The sequence below is a fragment of the Streptomyces sp. NPDC006487 genome (genome assembly GCF_042870555.1).
Lineage (GTDB): Bacteria > Actinomycetota > Actinomycetes > Streptomycetales > Streptomycetaceae > Streptomyces.
Genome location: NZ_JBIAHN010000018.1, coordinates 110,114 through 126,232, shown reverse-complemented (window position 1 = coordinate 126,232; position 16,119 = coordinate 110,114). Strand labels below are relative to the sequence as shown.

Genomic DNA, 16,119 nt, shown 5'->3' with positions numbered 1-16,119 from the left:
CCCCTGAACTCCGGGAGCAGATCAGCGGTCGCGCTTCTCCTTGATCTTCGCGGCCTTGCCGCGGAGCTCACGGAGGAAGTACAGCTTGGCGCGACGCACGTCACCGCGGGTGACGAGCTCGATCTTCTCGAAGATCGGGGAGTGGACCGGGAAGGTACGCTCCACGCCGACGCTGAAGGAGACCTTGCGGACCGTGAAGGTCTCGGAGACGCCCGAGCCCTGACGGCGGATGACGACACCCTTGAACTGCTGGATACGGGAGCGGTTGCCCTCGATCACGCGGACGTGAACGTTGACGGTGTCACCCGGGCGGAAGGCCGGGAGGTCCGAACGCAGGGTGGCGGCGTTGACGCCATCGAGCAGGTGAGACATGTGATTCTTCTGCTTTCTTCGCATGACGCCACAGGTCGCCGATGCGGGGTTTCCGGAGAGAATTCGGGAGCTGTGGGACTCGGCGGACGACGGTCCCCCTGTGGCAGGGGCGTACGCGAGCACACAGCAGCCGCCTATTCTTCCACGGTCTGGGGCCTGCGCCAAAACCGGCCGTCCGGGGACGGCTTCCAGCCGAGGATGCTCAGCAGCTCACGGTCCTTCTTGTCGAAGGCGGAGGCCTCGCAGCGCTCGATCAGATCCGGGCGGTTGGCCGCCGTACGACGGAAGGCCTCGTCGCGGCGCCACCGGGCGATCTTGCCGTGGTGGCCGCTGACCAGCACGTCCGGGATCCCGTGGCCGCGCCACTCCGGGGGCTTGGTGTAGACGGGCCCCTCCAGCAGGTTGGCCATGTCGCCGGGCGCGAAGGAGTCGTCGCGGTGCGATTCGGCGTTGCCGAGCACTCCGGGCAGCAGCCGGGCCACTGCTTCGGTGACGACCAGGACGGCCGCCTCGCCGCCGGCCAGGACGTAGTCGCCGATGGACACCTCGTAGACCGGGAGCCGCGTGGCGTACTCGTCCGTGACCCGGCGGTCGATGCCCTCGTACCGGGCCGGGGTGAAGATCAGCCACGGACGCTCGGAGAGTTCGACCGCGAGTTCCTGGGTGAACGGCCGGCCGCTGGGGGTGGGGACGACGATGACGGGCCCGTGCGCGCCCGCCTCGTAGCCGTCGGCCAGCGCCGCGTCCAGGGCCTCGCCCCAGGGCTCGGTCTTCATTACCATGCCGGGACCGCCGCCGTACGGGGTGTCGTCCACCGTGTTGTGCCGGTCGTACGTCCAGTCCCGCAGGTCGTGGACGTGTACGTCGAGCTGGCCGCGCGCCCGCGCCTTGCCGACCAGGGAGACGTTGAGCGGTTCCAGGTACTCGGGGAAGATCGTGACGACGTCGAGACGCATCAGGCGTCTTCCCCGTTCACGCCCTCGGCCGCGTCCCCGTCGGAGCCGGCGTCGGAGTTCCCGGCCTCGTCCTCGTCCCTGGCGGAGACGACGATCGCCTCGCGCTCGTCGATGAGACCGGGCGGCGGGGTGATGACGCAGCGCTGCTCGTCGAGGTCGATCTCGGCGACGATCTCCTCGACGAAGGGGATCATCACCTCGGTGCCGTCCGGCCGCTCGACGATGAACAGGTCCTGCGAGGGCAGGTGGGAGATCTCGGTGATCCGGCCGATCACGGTGCCGTCCTCGAGGACCACGTCGAGGTCCATCAGCTGGTGGTCGTAGTACTCGTCGTCCTCGGCCGGCAGCTCCGCCGGGTCCACGTCGGCGATGAGCAGGATGTTGCGCAGCGCCTCGGCGCCGGTGCGGTCCTTGACCCCGGCGAAGCGCAGCATCAGCCTGCCGCTGTGCACCCGGCCCGTCTCCACCGTCAGCGGTCCCGCCGACGCCGGATCGGTCCGGAGCACGGCGCCGGGTCCGAGCCGCAGCTCGGGCTCGTCCGTCCGCACCTCGACGGTGACCTCACCCTTGATCCCGTGGGCGCGGCCGATCCGCGCGACTACCAGCTCCACTGCATTTTCTCCTGTTCAGACGACGACGGGCCGGGGCGGGCACGTATGCCCTCCCCGGCCCGTGCCGGTGATTCAACTGCTCAGCGGACCTGGTCCACGTCGACGAGGTCGACGCGGATCCCCCGGCCGCCGATGGCGCCCACGACGGTACGCAGAGCACGTGCGGTGCGGCCGTTGCGGCCGATCACCTTGCCGAGGTCGTCGGGGTGGACCCGAACCTCCAGCACCTGCCCGCGGCGCAGGTTGCGCGAGGCGACCTGCACTTCGTCGGGGTTGTCCACGATGCCCTTCACGAGGTGCTCAAGAGCCTCCTCGAGCATGCTCAGGCCTCGGTCGACTCGGCGGTCTCGGCCTCAGCCTCGTCCGCCTTCTTGTCGGCCTTCTTCGCCTTCTGGGTAATGGCTTCGCCCTTGCCCTCGCCGATGCCCTCGAGGGCCTTGGCGAACTCGTCGAAGGAGCGACGCTTGTTCTCCTTCGTCGCCGGCTGCAGCAGCGGCGCGGGGGCCGGGAGGCCCTTGTGCGCCTGCCAGTCACCGGTGAGCTTCAGGATGGCGAGCACAGCCTCGGTGGGCTGGGCGCCAACGGACAGCCAGTACTGCGCACGCTCGGCGTTGACCTCGATGCGCGACGGGTTGTACGTCGGGTGGTAGATACCGATCTCTTCGATCGCGCGACCGTCCCGACGGGTACGGGCGTCGGCGACGACGATGCGGTAGTGCGGCTGGCGAATCTTGCCGAGGCGCTTGAGCTTGATCTTGACTGCCACTGGAGTGGTGTCTCCTGAACTTGACGTGGTTGGGCACATGAGATGCCACGTGGGGTTGCGGTACTCGGGTGCCCGATGGACGCGTCAGCCGGAGGAGAGAGGGGTCCTATGCGACTGTCGAGTACAGCTGTCCATTGTGCCACACGCCCGCGGCGCGCTCGGCCGGGAGGTCGCGCCCGCAGGGACCGGGGCCACCCGCCGGGTCAGGAGGCCACCGCGATGGCCACTTCGGGGATGCGGAAGGGCTTCATGCAGCCTCCGCACACGATCGGGGCCTGAGCCAGCACGGACGGGACCACGCGCACGTTGCGCCCGCAGTCGCAGACCGCCTTGACGCGTACGCCGCCGCCGGAGGACCCGTGCCGGGCGGCCGGGCCGCGGAAGCTGCGCTTGGTGTCGGCGGCCGTGGCGACCGTGTGGGCCTTCAGCGCGCGCTGGAGGCGTTCCATGGTGGGGCGGTAGCGCTTCTTCGCCTCGGGATTGAGCGAGACCAGGGAGAAGCCACTGCTCGCGTGCGGCTCCTCGGTGTGGTCCAGCCCCATCTCCTCGGCGATCGCGAGGAACCTGCGGTTGTGGTAGCGGCCGGCCCGCGAAGTGTCACGCACTCCGCGTGCTGCGGCGATGCCGTGGACTGCCTCGTGCAGCAGTCGCTCGAAGGAGAGTTCGGCGCCGCAGGCGGACGAGGACTCTCCGATCAGGGACTCGGGCGCGGCAAGGTCAGGCAGCTCGGGGTGGTACCGCTGAATATCGGCCCACGCCTGCGCCAGCTCTGCGGCGAGAACAGGTGGTGTCGTGCTCACGTCGTGACAACGAGCAGGGGTGCCCCGGTGTTCCGATTCCGGGCCATTCCAAATTTTTTGCACGTACCAGTCAGTTCAGTCTCATGCGTCCCGACGAGGACGGGTGCGCATATCTCAGGATGAGTCGGTACGTAGCGACGACTACTCCCCGGCGTGCGGCAGCTGCCGCACGCCGGGGAGTGAGAGCCCTCGGCCGGACCGGCTAGTACGAGCGCGCGACGATCGCGATGTTGCCGGGGGCGTCGTCCGCCTGCGGGACCGACCCGTCCTCGGCGACCAGGCAGCGTACGGACACGGCCTGCTCGGCGAGCTTCGCCTCGCCCTCGGGGCCGAGGTCGGCCCACGGGATCCGCGCCCAGCCACCGGCGATGGCGGCCTCGGCGGCCTCCTCGATGGTCGAGACGTCGGAGGTACGGGAGACGCGGCGCTCGCGGGACTCGCGCAGCAGCTGCTCCTGGTCCTCCTCGAGCACCTTGGGCAGCAGGGCGGCGAGGTCGGAGATCTGCACGGCCTCCTTGCCGCCCGGGATCCGGCGGGCCAGCATCGCGGTGCCGGCCTCCAGGTCGCGGGGGCCGATCTCGACGCGGACCGGTACGCCCTTGAGCTCCCAGTCCACGGCGCGGCGGCCGAAGGGGGTGTCGACGCGGTCGTCGACGAACACCCGCAGACCCGCGGCCTTGAGCTGGGCGCCCAGCTCGCGGACCTTCGCCACGGCCTCGTCGCCCTTGATCGCCATGACGACGACCTGGACGTGCGCGAGGCGCGGCGGGACCCGCAGGCCGTTGTCGTCGCCGTGCGACATGATCAGGCCGCCGACCATGCGGGTGGAGACGCCCCACGAGGTCTGCCAGACGAGCTCCTGCTTGCCTTCCTTCGACAGGTACTGCGTGTTGAAGGCCTTGGCGAAGTTGGTGCCGAGCTCGTGGCTCGTGCCCAGCTGGAGGGCCTTGCCGTCGCCCATCATGCCCTCGAGGGTGAGGGTGTTGATGGCGCCGGCGAAGCGCTCCTTGGCGGTCTTGCGGCCGAGCACGACGTCGATGCCGAGCACGTTGGTCATGAAGTCGCCGTACACGTCCGTGTGGATGCGGGCGGCGTAGTCGCGGGCGTCCTCGTAGGAGAGGTGGGCGGTGTGGCCCTCCTGCCAGAGGAACTCGCTCGTACGGAGGAACACGCGCGGGCGCATCTCCCAGCGGACCACGTTCGCCCACTGGTTGATCAGCAGGGGCAGGTCGCGGTAGCTCTGGACCCACTTGGAGAAGTACTCGTTGACGATCGTCTCGGAGGTCGGCCGGACCACGACCGGCTCGTCGAGCTCCTTGCCACCGCCGTGCGTGACGACCGCGAGCTCGGGGGCGAAGCCCTCGACGTGCTCCGCTTCCCGCGTCAGGTACGACTGCGGGATGAAGAGCGGGAAGTACGCGTTCTGGGCGCCCGCGTCCTTGATGCGCGCGTCCATCTCCTGCTGCATCCGCTCCCACAGGCCGTAGCCGTACGGCCGGATGACCATCGTGCCGCGGACCGGACCGTTGTCGGCCAGCTCGGCCTTGTTGATCAGATCCTGGTACCAGCGGGGAAAATCCTCCGCCTGGGGGGTGAGAACGGGTGCCTTTGCCATGGCGCGAATGGTACGGCGCCCGGAGTGCCGAACGTGAATCGGGTGTGAATCGGGTGGCGCGCTCCTCTGGACGCGGGGGCGAATCGGGAGTTCTCTGGCAACGGGGGCATGGGGGCGACACGGAATCAGGAGCGCTCTTTCGATGACACCGACGCCGACGGCGACGCTTGTCGCGCGGGACTGGGCGGAGATCCAGGAACGGATGCTGGTACCGCTGTACGAGGCGGTCTACGACCGGCTGGAGGTCGGGCCGGGCGACCGGCTGCTGGGCCTCGACTGCGGGGCCGGGCTGGCCCTTCTGCTTGCCTCGGGCCGGGGAGCCCTGGCCACGGGCGTGGAGACGGATCCGGCACGCCGGACGCTGGCCCGGGAGCGCCTCCTGGAGGTCCTCGCGGCCCCGCCGGCGCCCGCTGTGCCCTACGACGTGCTGCTGGCCTTCTCGCCCGCCCCGGGCGCCCTGGCCGCGGCCCTGCCGGCGCTGCGCCGGCCCGGAGGCGCGGTGGTGCTGGCCGACTGGGGCCCGGCGGAGCGGTGCACGGTGCCCTCGGTCCTGGGCGGCGGGCCGGCCGCACGGGACCTGGACGCGATGGCGGCCGCGGCCGGCCTGGTGCCGGACGGTTCGGGGCGGGTGTTCTGCCCGTTCGGGTACGCCGACGTGGACAGCGCGGTGCGCGGGCTGCTGTCGACCGGGCTGTACGAGTGCTCCGACCCGGTCCAGGTGGAGAAGGAACTGGCGGAGGCGCTTCACCCGTACGAACGGGGTGACGGGGCCGTCTGGCTGCCGAACATCTTCCGGTACGTCATCGCCCGTACGGCCTAACCCGCGCCACCGTCGCCGTGCGGGGCTGATCCGCAGCCCCGCACGGCGCTCACTTGTGGAGGCGGGGGATGCCCGCGGCGGCGTAGGCGGCGGGTTCGTCCAGGGTTTCGTTCGCCATCAGGGCTTCCGCGAGGGCGTCCAGCTTGTCGCGGTTCTCGCGCAGCAGGCGGCAGGCCTTGTCGTAGCACTCGTCCACGATCCGGCGCATCTCGTGGTCCACCGCATCGAGGGTGGCGGGGGCCGCCGACAGTCCGTAGGGGCTCTGCCCGTCCGAGGGGATCGCGGTGAGGCGGCCGATGCGCTCGCTCATGCCCCAGCGGCCGACCATGCCCCGGGCGATGTTGGTGACCTGTTCGAGGTCGTTCTCCGCGCCGGTGGTGATGACGTCGTAGACGACGTGCTCGGCGGCCATTCCCCCGAGCGCCCCGATGATGCGGCCGCGCAGGTACTCCTCGGTGTACGCGTACCGGTCCGCGTCCGGGGTCGAGAGCGTCACGCCGAGCGCCCGGCCGCGCGGCACGATGGTGATCTTGCGGACCGGGTCGGCGCCCGGCTGGAGCATGCCCAGCAGGGCGTGCCCACCCTCGTGGTAAGCGGTGCGGCGGCGGTCCTCGTCCGACATGACCAGCGGCCGTTCCGCGCCGAGCTGGACCTTTTCCAGCGCGTCGGAGAGGTCCGACTGGGTGACCTCCTTCTGCTGGCGCTTCACGGCGAGCAGGGCGGCCTCGTTGGCGAGGTTGGCCAGTTCGGCTCCGGTCATGCCCGGCGTCGTACGGGCGACCTGCGCGAGGTCGACGCCGTCGGCGAGCGGGATGTCCCTGGTGTGGATGCGGAGGATGGCTTCCCGGCCGCTCTTGTCGGGCGGGGACACGACGACGGTGCGGTCGAAGCGGCCCGGCCGGGTCAGCGCGGGGTCCAGGACGTCGGCCCGGTTGGTCGCGGCCAGGACCACCACGCCTTCGGAGCCGGAGAAGCCGTCCATCTCGGTGAGGATCTGGTTCAGGGTCTGCTCGCGCTCGTCGTGGCCGCCCATGCCCGCGCCGCCGCCGCGCACCCGGCCGATGGTGTCGATCTCGTCGATGAAGACGATCGCGGGGGCCACTTTCCGGGCCTCGGAGAAGAGTTCGCGCACCCGGGACGCACCGACGCCGACGATCATCTCGATGAACTCCGAGGCCGAGGCGGAGAAGAACGGCACTCCGGCCTCGCCGGCGAGCGCTCGCGCGAGCAGGGTCTTGCCGGTGCCGGGCGGGCCGGCGAGCAGGACGCCGCCGGGCATGCGGGCGCCCATCTTGCGGTACTCGTCCGGGTTCTTGAGGAAGTCCACGACGTCGTTGAGCTCGCCCTCGACCTCGTCGATGCCGGCCACGTCCTCGAAGGTCGTCCGCTTGGCGCCCTCCAGCTCGACCGGCTTGGGCGGCGTCTTGCGCCCGAGCCCGCCCATGCCGCCGCCCATGGCCGATCCCATCCGGCGGGCGATGACCACCCAAAGGAGGACCAGCAGCAGCATCGGGGCCAGGGAGATCAGCAGGTTGGCCAGGAAGCTGCGCTGTTCGACGACCGGGGAGGCCGTGACGACGACGTTCTGCTTGGTGAGGTTGGCCCACAGGTCGTCGTCGGCGAAGGCGGGCCGCTGGGAGACGAACTTCTTGTAGTCGCCCTTGTCCCCGTCCGGCTTGGGCTGTTCGGTCTTCAGCTCGCCCTGGATGGCGTCGCCCTTGGCGTAGATCTTCGAGACGTTGCCGTTCGCGACCTGCTTGCTGAACTCGGTGTACGAGATGGTCGGCTCGTCGCCCTCGTTGAAGAAGGACAGCACCAGGTTGGTGATCAGGTAGACGATCAGGGCGGTGAGGATCAGGCCGCGCCAGCCACCCGGCATCCGCTTCTTGGGCGGCGGGGCGGGGGGTGCGCCTTCGGAGCGCCAGGGCGTATCGGCCCGGTCGCGGGGCGGTACGGGGGTGGGGCTGGGCACGTGGCCTCCTTCTGCCGTCCTCCCGGCCGACCATAAGCGACAAACCGGACCGTCGCCCCCGGCGGCGGGCCACACGGCGAAGCCCCGGCCGGAGTGATCCGGCCGGGGCTCGCGTGGCTCCGTACTGCTACTTCACGTACTTCAGGATCCGCTACTTCATGAACTTCTTGAACTCGTCCGGCAGGTCGAAGTCCTGGCCCGGCTGAGCGCCCCCCGCCGGAAGGCCGAACGGGTTCCCGCCGGCGGTGGGCTCGATCGCCTCCGGACCCGCCTCGCGGCGCGCGGCGGCCGCGGCCTCTTCTTCCTTGCGCTTCATCGGGTTGCCGCTCTTGCGCTTGCCCTTGGCCTGCTTGACCTGCTTCTTCTGCCGGCCGGGGCCGCCGCCCATCCCGGGCATGCCGGGCATGCCCGGCATGCCGCCGCCCTGGGCCATGCGGGACATCATCTTGCGGGCCTCGAAGAACCGCTCGACGAGCGACTTGACGGCGCTGACCTCGGTGCCGGAGCCCTTGGCGATACGGGCACGGCGCGAGCCGTTGATGAGGTGCGGGTCCTGGCGCTCGGCCGGGGTCATCGACTTGATGATCGCGGCGGTGCGGTCCACGTCGCGCTCGTCGATGTTGTTGATCTGGTCCTTGATCTGCCCCATGCCCGGGAGCATGCCGAGCAGCTTGGAGATGGAGCCCATCTTGCGGACCTGCTCCATCTGGGACAGGAAGTCGTCGAGCGTGAACTCCTTCGGGCCCTTCTGCAGCTTGGCCGCCATCTTCTCGGCTTCGGCCTGGCTGAAGGTCTTCTCGGCCTGCTCGATCAGGGTGAGCATGTCACCCATGTCGAGGATCCGGCCCGCCATGCGGTCCGGGTGGAAGGCGTCGAACTCGTCGAGCTTCTCGCCGTTCGAGGCGAAGATGATCTGCTTGCCGGTGACGTGCGCGATGGAGAGCGCGGCACCACCGCGGGCGTCGCCGTCGAGCTTGGAGAGCACGACGCCGTCGAAGCCGACGCCGTCGCGGAAGGCCTCGGCGGTGTTGACCGCGTCCTGGCCGATCATGGCGTCGACGACGAAGAGGATCTCGTCCGGGCTGACGGCGTCGCGGATGTCCGCGGCCTGCTGCATCAGCTCCTGGTCGATGCCGAGGCGGCCGGCGGTGTCGACGATGACCACGTCGTACTGCTTGGTGCGCGCGTACTCGATGGAGTCCTTGGCGACCTGGACCGGGTCGCCGACGCCGTTGCCGGGCGCGGGGGCGTAGACGGCCACGCCGGCCCGCTCGGCCACGACCGAGAGCTGGTTGACGGCGTTGGGGCGCTGGAGGTCACAGGCGACGAGGAGCGGGGTGTGGCCCTGCCCCTTCAGCCACAGGCCGAGCTTTCCGGCGAGGGTGGTCTTACCGGCACCCTGGAGGCCGGCGAGCATGATCACGGTGGGCGCGGTCTTGGCGAAGCGCAGCCGCCGGGTCTCGCCGCCGAGGATGGAGACCAGCTCGTCGTTGACGATCTTGAGGACCTGCTGGCCCGGGTTCAGGGCCTTGGAGACCTCTTCGCCGCGGGCGCGCTCCTTGACGTTCGCGATGAAGGAGCGGACGACCGGGAGGGCGACGTCGGCCTCGAGGAGGGCGATACGGATTTCCCGCGCCGCAGCGTCGATGTCCTGCTCGGAGAGGCGGCCTTTGCCCCGGAGGGACTTGAAGGTCGCGCTGAGGCGGTCGGAAAGCGTATCGAACACGGTGGTCGCGATTCCTCGGGTCGGGGGGCGTGTGGTCGTCCCCCAGGGTATCGGTCCCCGCCGCGGGCCCGGCCCTGCGGGCGGCAATCCCCTGCCCGCCCTTCTCCCGTTCCCCCGGGGTCCGCCCCGGACCCGTGCCTCAAACGCCGGCGGGGCCGGATTTTCCCCGGGGGGGCTGGATGGCGCGGAGCGCCATTTCAGCCCGTCCGGCGTTTGAGGACCGGGTCCGGGCGGAGCCCGGGGAACGGTGGAAGGGCGGGTAGGGGACGGCCCCGCGCAGCGGCCGCCCCGCTACGCCAGGGCCGCCTGGATCGCCGAAGCCAGGGTCGCCGCGGCCGGAGGCCCGAGGGGTTTGCCGTCGGCGTCGACCACGTACACCGTGTCCACGGCGTTCGCGCCGAGCGTGGACACGTGCGCACTGCGGACCCTGACCCCGGAGGACTCAAGCGCGCGCCCGATCCGGTGCAGCAGACCGACCGCGTCGGGCGCCCGCACCTCCAGGACCGTCGCGAGGGAGGAGACCTCGGGCACCACCGTGACCCGGGGCGGCGGCGGGACCACCCCGCGCCGGCGCGGGTACGCCGCCTCGCGGTCCGCCAGCTTCGACGGGACGTCCAGCGAGCCGTCCAGGGCCCGCACCAGATCGGTGCGCAGCCGCGCGGCCTCCGGCAGGGAGCCGTACTCCGCCGCCACCCGCCAGCGCAGGACCAGTACCTCGCCCAGCCGGTCCGGGAGCTCCATCGAGCGCAGGTCGGCCGCCCGCACGGTGAGCCGGTGCAGGGCCAGTACGCCGGCCACCGAGGGCAGAACTCCCGGCTGGTCGGGGACGGCCACCACCAGTTCCACGCCGACCGCCTCCTCCTCCTGCCGGGCGTGCAGGGCCAGGACGGGCTCTCCGGTGCGCAGCGCCTCCACCGCCAGCCGCTCCTGCTCGGTGGTCGGGATCTCCAGTTCCGTCGCGGCCGGGGCGGCGCCGCGCAGCACGGCGGCGACCCGGGCGACCAGATCGGCCACGAGCGAGCCGCGCCACGCGCTCCACGCGGCCGGGCCGGTGGCCAGCGCGTCGGCCTCCGTCAGCGCGTGCAGGATCTCCAGCGTGCCGGGGGAACCGACCGCCTCGGCCACCGCCTTGACCGTCGCCGGGTCGTCGAGGTCCCGCCGCGTGGCGGTGTCGATCAGCAGCAGGTGGTGGCGTACGAGCACGCCCAGCACGGCGACGTCCTCCGCGTCGAAGCCCACCCGCAGTGCCATGTCGCGCGCGATCGTCTCGCCGGCCACCGAGTGGTCGCCGGGCCAGCCCTTGCCGATGTCGTGCAGCAGTGCGGCCATCAGGAGGAGGTCGGGGCGGCCCACCCGGCGGGTCAGCTCGGATGCCCGGACGGCCGTCTCGACGAGGTGGCGGTCCACGGTCCAGGTGTGCACCGGGTTGCGCTGCGGCCGGCACCGCACCCGCTCCCAGTCGGGCAGCAGCTTCGTGATGATCCCCTCGGCCTCCAGCGCCTCCCACACGGCCACCGTCGGCTCCCCCGCGCCCAGCAGGGTCAGCAGCTGCTCCCGGGCCTCGGCCGGCCACGGCACCGGCAGCGGCTTCGCCTGCGCCGCGAGCCTGCGCACGGCGTGCAGCGAGACGGGCAGTCCGGCCTGGGCGGCGGCCGCGCCGAAGCGCAGGGGCAGCACGGGGTCCCGGTCGGGCCGCGCGGCCAGGGCCAGTACGGCCTCGCCGTCGGACTCCACGACGCCCTCGGCGAGCGGCGCCCGCTCCGGTACGGAGCCGCGGGTGCCGAGCAGACCGCGGAGCCGGGGGCGGGCGGACCGCGCCCGGAGCACGCGCCCGACCTCGCGCCAGGTCACGTCACCGGCGTACGAGACCACCCGCGCGGCCTCGTACACCTCCCGGAGCAGGGCGTCGGCGTCGAGCAGACCGAGCTGCGCCGCGACCGGGGTCTGTTCCTGGAGGGAGAGCCGGTCGGTGGCGCGGCCGGTCACCAGGTGCAGCGCGTCCCGGGCGTCGAGCAGCCGGCGCCGGGCTTCGGCGAGGCCCTCGCGCGGGGCGTCGGCCAGCCAGGAGGCGGCGACGGCCCGCAGCGCGGTGACGTCGCGCAGGCCTCCGCGCGCCTCCTTGAGGTCGGGTTCCAGCAGGAAGCGGAGCTCCCCGGCACGCTCGGCCCGCTCGCGGCACAGGGAGTGCAGCTGGGGCAGCCGTTTGGCCGCGTGGTTGCGCCAGTCCGCCAGGACGGAGGTGCGCAGTCCCGCGAGGAGCCCGGCGTCGCCCGCGACGGGCCGGGCGTCGAGCAGCCCGAGGTGCACCTTGAGGTCTTCGGCGGCGGTCTTGCGGGCTTCGCCGGGGGTGCGCACCGAGTGGTCGAGGGCGACCCCGAGGTCCCAGACGGGGTACCAGAGCCGGTCGGCCAGGGCGGCCAGTGCCCGCGGTTCGGCCTTGCCGTCGTGGAGCAGGACCAGGTCGAGGTCGCTGCGGGGGGAGAGTTCGGCGCGGCCGTAGCCGCCGACGGCGACGAGGGCGGCGCCCCGCACACCCGTCTCCTTCACGGCGGCGGCGAACAGCGCCTTCAGCCAGTCGTCGGTCAGGGACGCCAGGGCGGAACGCCGGGAAGGCCCGGACCGCGACTCCTCCTGGAGGAGTCGCAGCCGGGCCGCGGCGTACCCGCTGGGTCCCTGGTCGGCGGTGCTACCGCCGTCCGTGGTCTCTTCGACACTCGTCACCCAGGGGTTCCAATCGCCTAGAGCGCGTCAGCGCCGCGTTCACCGGTGCGGACCCGGATGACCGAGTCCACGGGGATGCTCCACACCTTGCCGTCGCCGATCTTGCCCGTCTGGGCGGCGTCGACGACGATCCGCATCACGTCTTCCGCGTCGCCGTCCTCGACGAGCACCTCTATGCGGATCTTCGGTACGAGGTCCACGGTGTACTCGGCACCCCGGTAGACCTCGGTGTGTCCGCGCTGGCGGCCGTAGCCGCTGGCCTCGGAGACGGTGAGTCCCTGGACTCCGAAGCGGTGCAGGGCTTCCTTGATCTCGTCGAGCCGGTGCGGCTTCACGATCGCGGTGATGAGCTTCATGCGTCAACCTTCTTGCTCGCGGCGGCAACAGGGGCGGGGACGGCGGTGCTCCGGGAGGAGGAGCCGCCGCCGGCTCCGCTGAAGTCGTAGGCGGTCTCGGCGTGTTCGACCTGGTCGATGCCGGAGACCTCGTCGTCCTCGGGGACCCGCATCCCGATCGTCTTGTCGAGCAGGAAGGCGAGTACCGCGGATGCCACGAGAGAGTAGGCCAGGACGGAGAAGACTCCGATCGCCTGCTTGCCGAGCTGCTCCAGGCCGCCGCCGTAGAAGAGGCCGGCCGCGTCGGACTGGACCCCGCCGGTGGCGAAGAAACCGACGAGCAGGGAGCCGATGACACCGCCGACGAGGTGGACGCCGACCACGTCGAGGGAGTCGTCGTAGCCGAACTTGTACTTCAGGCCGACGGCCATGGCGCACACGACACCGGCGATGACGCCGATGGCGATCGCGCCGAGCGGGGAGCAGGAGCCGCCGGAGGGGGTGATGGCGACGAGGCCCGCGACCGCGCCGGAGGCGGCGCCGAGGGTGGTGAAGGAGCCGTGGCGCAGCTTCTCGTAGCCGAGCCAGGCGAGCATGGCGGCGGCGGTGGCGACCTGGGTGTTGACGAACATGACCGCGCCGACGCCGTCGTCGTTGCCGAGCCAGGAGCCCGCGTTGAAGCCGAACCAGCCGAACCACAGCAGGCCGGCGCCGAGCATCACGAGCGGGAGGCTGTGCGGGCGCATCGGGTCCTTCTTGAACCCGACGCGCTTGCCGATGACCAGGATCACGCCGAGGGCCGCGGCGCCCGCGTTGATGTGGACGGCGGTGCCGCCGGCGAAGTCGATCACGCCGAGCTCGAAGAGCCAGCCGCCGGCGCCCCACACCCAGTGGGCGACGGGGAAGTAGACGATCGTGACCCAGAGGGTGATGAACAGGGCCCACGCGCTGAACTTGACGCGGTCGGCCAGCGCGCCGCTTATCAGCGCCGGGGTGATGATCGCGAACATCAGCTGGAAGACGGCGAAGACGTACACCGGGATGGTGTAGCCGTCCCACAGCTCGGTGATGCCGATGCCGCTGAGTCCCACGTAGTCGGAGGTCCAGCCGATGAGCGAGCCGGAGTCGGCGCCGAAGGCGAGGCTGAATCCGTAGAGGACCCAGAGGATCGTGACGATCCCGAGGCTGATGAAGCTCATCATCAGCATGTTGAGGCTGCTCTTGACGCGGACCATGCCTCCGTAGAAGAAGGCGAGTCCCGGGGTCATCAGCATGACCAGGGCGGAGCAGATGAGCATGAACCCGGTGTTCGCGGAAGACAGCGTGGGGGCGTCTGCCGCGAGGGTCGTGATGGCTGATGCCATCGGCGTCTCCTCGTCGTCGGTACGTTCGCGTGCGGGCGATCGTGAAAACCTGAGCGGCGCTGGTTCGTGAATCAGGCCTGAGGGTGTTCCGGCGTGGGGGCTGGCCGGTTATTGGCCCTGAGATTCGCGCAGGCCGGTTTCCGGCGGCGCCGCTGGGTGTTTCGCGTCGATGACGAAGAGGTCTGGCGTGTTACGCCTCCATGAACGAGTGGTTCATGAGGGTGGCGGGTGGAAACCCGGCCGCGGCGATGACCCGGGGAACCTGGCTGGGGGAGCCTGATCGGGCTTCACGGGGTGACTGCCGCGGCCGGGGGCCTTGGGGCGGCCGGGTGGCCGTCAGACGGCCTCCGCGGCCTCGGGGAGGCGGGAGGCGAGGTGGTCGGTCAGCCGCACCACGTCGGCGACGTCGCCGTACTCACGGGCGGCGGTGTCGACGGTCTTGCGCAGCCGGGTGTTGACCCGTTCGGACCGCACCTTTCCCGCCACGTCGAGTGCGCGCCCGGCGAGGACGGTTGCCTGCTCGGGCTCGCGCTGGAGCAGGTGCACGGTGGCCATGCCGATGAGGTTGAGCGCGTAGGAGCGCTGGTGCTCCTCGTCCTTCTCGAAGAGCTCGACGGCGCGCTGCATGACCGGTTCGGCGAGGGAGGCGTACATGGGGCTGCGGCCGGCCACATAGGCCAGGTCCCGGTAGGAGTGGGAGTTCTCGCCGTTGAGCTCGGCCTCGGAGAAGAAGCGGATCCAGTCGGGCTCGGGCTCGGTGTCGAAGCCGAGGTCGGAGAAGGTGTCCTCGGCCATCCGCACGGCCCGCTTGCAGCGGCTGGGCTGGCCCATGTTGGCGTAGGCGCGGGCCTCCATCGCATACAGCATGGCCTGGGTACGGGGCCCCGCGCAGTCGCGGCTGCCGTACTGGGCCAGGTGGATGAGCTCCAGGGCGTCCTCGGGGCGGCCCAGGTGGATCATCTGGCGGCTCATGCTGGAGAGGATGTAGGAGCCCAGGGGCTTGTCACCGCCCTCCTTGGCGGCGTGCAGCGCGAGGACGAAGTACTTCTGCGCGGTGGGGTGCAGGCCGATGTCGTAGCTCATCCAGCCGGCGAGTTCGGCGAGTTCGGCGGCGACCTTGAAGAGCCGCTTCATGACCGGGGCCGGGTGGTTCTCCTGGAGCAGGTCGGTGACCTCGTGGAGCTGGCCCACGACGGCCTTGCGGCGCAGTCCGCCGCCGCACTGGGCGTCCCACTGGCGGAACATCACGGTGGTGGCTTCGAGGAGGTCCACCTCGGGCTCGGAGAGCCGCGGCGGCCGGTGGCCGCTGAGGGCGCCCGCCGACCCCGCCTCCCGGGGTCCCGGGTCGGCGGCCGGAACCGGTACGAGCCAGCGTTGCATGGGCTCGATGAGGGCGGGGCCGGCGGACAGGGCGAGCGAGGTCCCGAGGAAGCCGCGGCGGGCCAGCATCAGGTCGCTGCGGGAGAACTCGCCGAGCAGCTCGATGGTCTGCGGGCCGGCCCAGGGCAGGTCCACGCCGGAGACGGAGGGGGTCTGGTGGGCGGTGCGCAGGCCGAGGTGCTCGATGGCGACGACGGAGCCGAAGCGCTCGGAGAACAGCTCGGACAGGATCCGCGGGACGGGCTCGCGGGGCTGTTCGCCGTCGAGCCAGCGGCGGACCCGCGAGGTGTCGGTGCTGATGTGGTGGGCGCCCATCTGGCGGGCGCGGCGGTTGACCTGGCGGGCGAGCTCGCCCTTGGACCAGCCGCTGCGGACGAACCAGGACGTCAGCTGCTCGTTGCGGACGGTGGCGTCCTGCGGGGAGTCCTGTGCGGCTTCCCGCGCGGAGTCCCGGTCCGGCGTGCCGGCGGACGACACGCCGGACTCCGCACTCGTTCCGCTTGCGCCGTTGCCGCTCACTGGAACGCCCCCATCCGTCAGCCTCTTCAACACGAAACCCAGTCGGGAAACGGTCTTCACAGGTCCTTCACGCCATGCCTCCGGCATACCCGCGAACACGTCTCTCTTCGCGCTTCGTGCACCGAAAGTAATCCTACGATCACCCCTTCGGCGAGGTCGATC

Annotated in this window: 14 protein-coding genes; 1 reads left to right on the top strand and 13 read right to left on the bottom strand. The window is 71.1% G+C overall.

The features are described 5' to 3' along the window. Window positions 1–21: 21 nt before the first annotated feature. The 7 genes from rplS to proS form a co-directional block, all read right to left on the bottom strand. Window positions 22–372 (bottom strand): 50S ribosomal protein L19, encoded by a 351-nt coding sequence (gene rplS, locus ACFYM0_RS29815; protein WP_243337670.1) that lies wholly within the window; start codon window positions 370–372, stop codon window positions 22–24. Window positions 373–506: 134 nt separating this feature from the next. After that, window positions 507–1,328 (bottom strand): tRNA (guanosine(37)-N1)-methyltransferase TrmD, encoded by an 822-nt coding sequence (trmD, locus tag ACFYM0_RS29810; protein ID WP_388506692.1) that lies wholly within the window; start codon window positions 1,326–1,328, stop codon window positions 507–509. Then, window positions 1,328–1,939, bottom strand: coding sequence for a ribosome maturation factor RimM (gene rimM, locus ACFYM0_RS29805; RefSeq protein WP_388506690.1), 612 nt, complete (start codon window positions 1,937–1,939; stop codon window positions 1,328–1,330). The genes trmD and rimM overlap by 1 nt, the downstream gene beginning before the upstream one ends. Before the next feature lie 80 nt (window positions 1,940–2,019). Continuing rightward, on the bottom strand, window positions 2,020–2,259 hold the full coding sequence (locus ACFYM0_RS29800) for an RNA-binding protein (RefSeq protein ID WP_030011889.1): 240 nt from the start codon (window positions 2,257–2,259) through the stop codon (window positions 2,020–2,022). A gap of 2 nt (window positions 2,260–2,261) precedes the next feature. Then, entirely contained in the window at window positions 2,262–2,705 is a 444-nt protein-coding gene (gene rpsP / locus ACFYM0_RS29795; protein ID WP_243337676.1) for a 30S ribosomal protein S16, read from the bottom strand. Window positions 2,706–2,908: 203 nt separating this feature from the next. Next, window positions 2,909–3,505, bottom strand: coding sequence for a hypothetical protein (locus ACFYM0_RS29790; protein ID WP_327255153.1), 597 nt, complete (start codon window positions 3,503–3,505; stop codon window positions 2,909–2,911). A gap of 202 nt (window positions 3,506–3,707) precedes the next feature. Beyond that, a complete protein-coding gene (gene proS, locus ACFYM0_RS29785) occupies window positions 3,708–5,120 on the bottom strand; it encodes a proline--tRNA ligase (protein WP_388506687.1) in 1,413 nt (470 codons plus the stop codon). Between the two features lie 142 nt (window positions 5,121–5,262). Here proS and ACFYM0_RS29780 point away from each other — a divergent pair, with 142 nt between their 5' ends. Further along, complete coding sequence (locus tag ACFYM0_RS29780; protein ID WP_327255151.1) at window positions 5,263–5,940, top strand: methyltransferase type 11; 678 nt, start codon at window positions 5,263–5,265, stop codon at window positions 5,938–5,940. Window positions 5,941–5,989: 49 nt separating this feature from the next. Here the strand turns inward: ACFYM0_RS29780 and ftsH are convergent, their stop codons facing one another. From ftsH to ACFYM0_RS29750, 6 genes are all read right to left on the bottom strand, one after another. Then, complete coding sequence (gene ftsH / locus ACFYM0_RS29775) at window positions 5,990–7,819, bottom strand: ATP-dependent zinc metalloprotease FtsH (RefSeq protein ID WP_388506828.1); 1,830 nt, start codon at window positions 7,817–7,819, stop codon at window positions 5,990–5,992. Window positions 7,820–8,063: 244 nt separating this feature from the next. Beyond that, entirely contained in the window at window positions 8,064–9,638 is a 1,575-nt protein-coding gene (gene ffh / locus ACFYM0_RS29770) for a signal recognition particle protein (protein WP_388506685.1), read from the bottom strand. Between the two features lie 291 nt (window positions 9,639–9,929). Further along, entirely contained in the window at window positions 9,930–12,359 is a 2,430-nt protein-coding gene (locus ACFYM0_RS29765; RefSeq protein WP_388506683.1) for a [protein-PII] uridylyltransferase, read from the bottom strand. A gap of 17 nt (window positions 12,360–12,376) precedes the next feature. Beyond that, complete coding sequence (locus ACFYM0_RS29760; RefSeq protein ID WP_112451060.1) at window positions 12,377–12,715, bottom strand: P-II family nitrogen regulator; 339 nt, start codon at window positions 12,713–12,715, stop codon at window positions 12,377–12,379. Next, entirely contained in the window at window positions 12,712–14,058 is a 1,347-nt protein-coding gene (locus tag ACFYM0_RS29755) for an ammonium transporter (RefSeq protein WP_388506680.1), read from the bottom strand. The genes ACFYM0_RS29760 and ACFYM0_RS29755 overlap by 4 nt, the downstream gene beginning before the upstream one ends. A 336-nt stretch (window positions 14,059–14,394) precedes the next feature. Next, window positions 14,395–15,828, bottom strand: coding sequence for a hypothetical protein (locus tag ACFYM0_RS29750; RefSeq protein WP_388506826.1), 1,434 nt, complete (start codon window positions 15,826–15,828; stop codon window positions 14,395–14,397). Between the last annotated feature and the right edge of the window lie 291 nt (window positions 15,829–16,119).

What these genes read in the sequence shown, in the direction of transcription:
- rplS (WP_243337670.1), bottom strand. Translation starts at nt 372, where the DNA reads ATGTCTCACCTGCTCGATGGCGTCAACGCCGCCACCCTGCGTTCGGAC.
- trmD (WP_388506692.1), bottom strand. Translation starts at nt 1,328, where the DNA reads ATGCGTCTCGACGTCGTCACGATCTTCCCCGAGTACCTGGAACCGCTC.
- ACFYM0_RS29800 (WP_030011889.1), bottom strand. Translation starts at nt 2,259, where the DNA reads ATGCTCGAGGAGGCTCTTGAGCACCTCGTGAAGGGCATCGTGGACAAC.
- proS (WP_388506687.1), bottom strand. Translation starts at nt 5,120, where the DNA reads ATGGCAAAGGCACCCGTTCTCACCCCCCAGGCGGAGGATTTTCCCCGC.
- ACFYM0_RS29780 (WP_327255151.1), top strand. Translation starts at nt 5,263, where the DNA reads ATGACACCGACGCCGACGGCGACGCTTGTCGCGCGGGACTGGGCGGAG.
- ftsH (WP_388506828.1), bottom strand. Translation starts at nt 7,819, where the DNA reads ATGCCGGGTGGCTGGCGCGGCCTGATCCTCACCGCCCTGATCGTCTAC.
- ACFYM0_RS29760 (WP_112451060.1), bottom strand. Translation starts at nt 12,715, where the DNA reads ATGAAGCTCATCACCGCGATCGTGAAGCCGCACCGGCTCGACGAGATC.
- ACFYM0_RS29755 (WP_388506680.1), bottom strand. Translation starts at nt 14,058, where the DNA reads ATGGCATCAGCCATCACGACCCTCGCGGCAGACGCCCCCACGCTGTCT.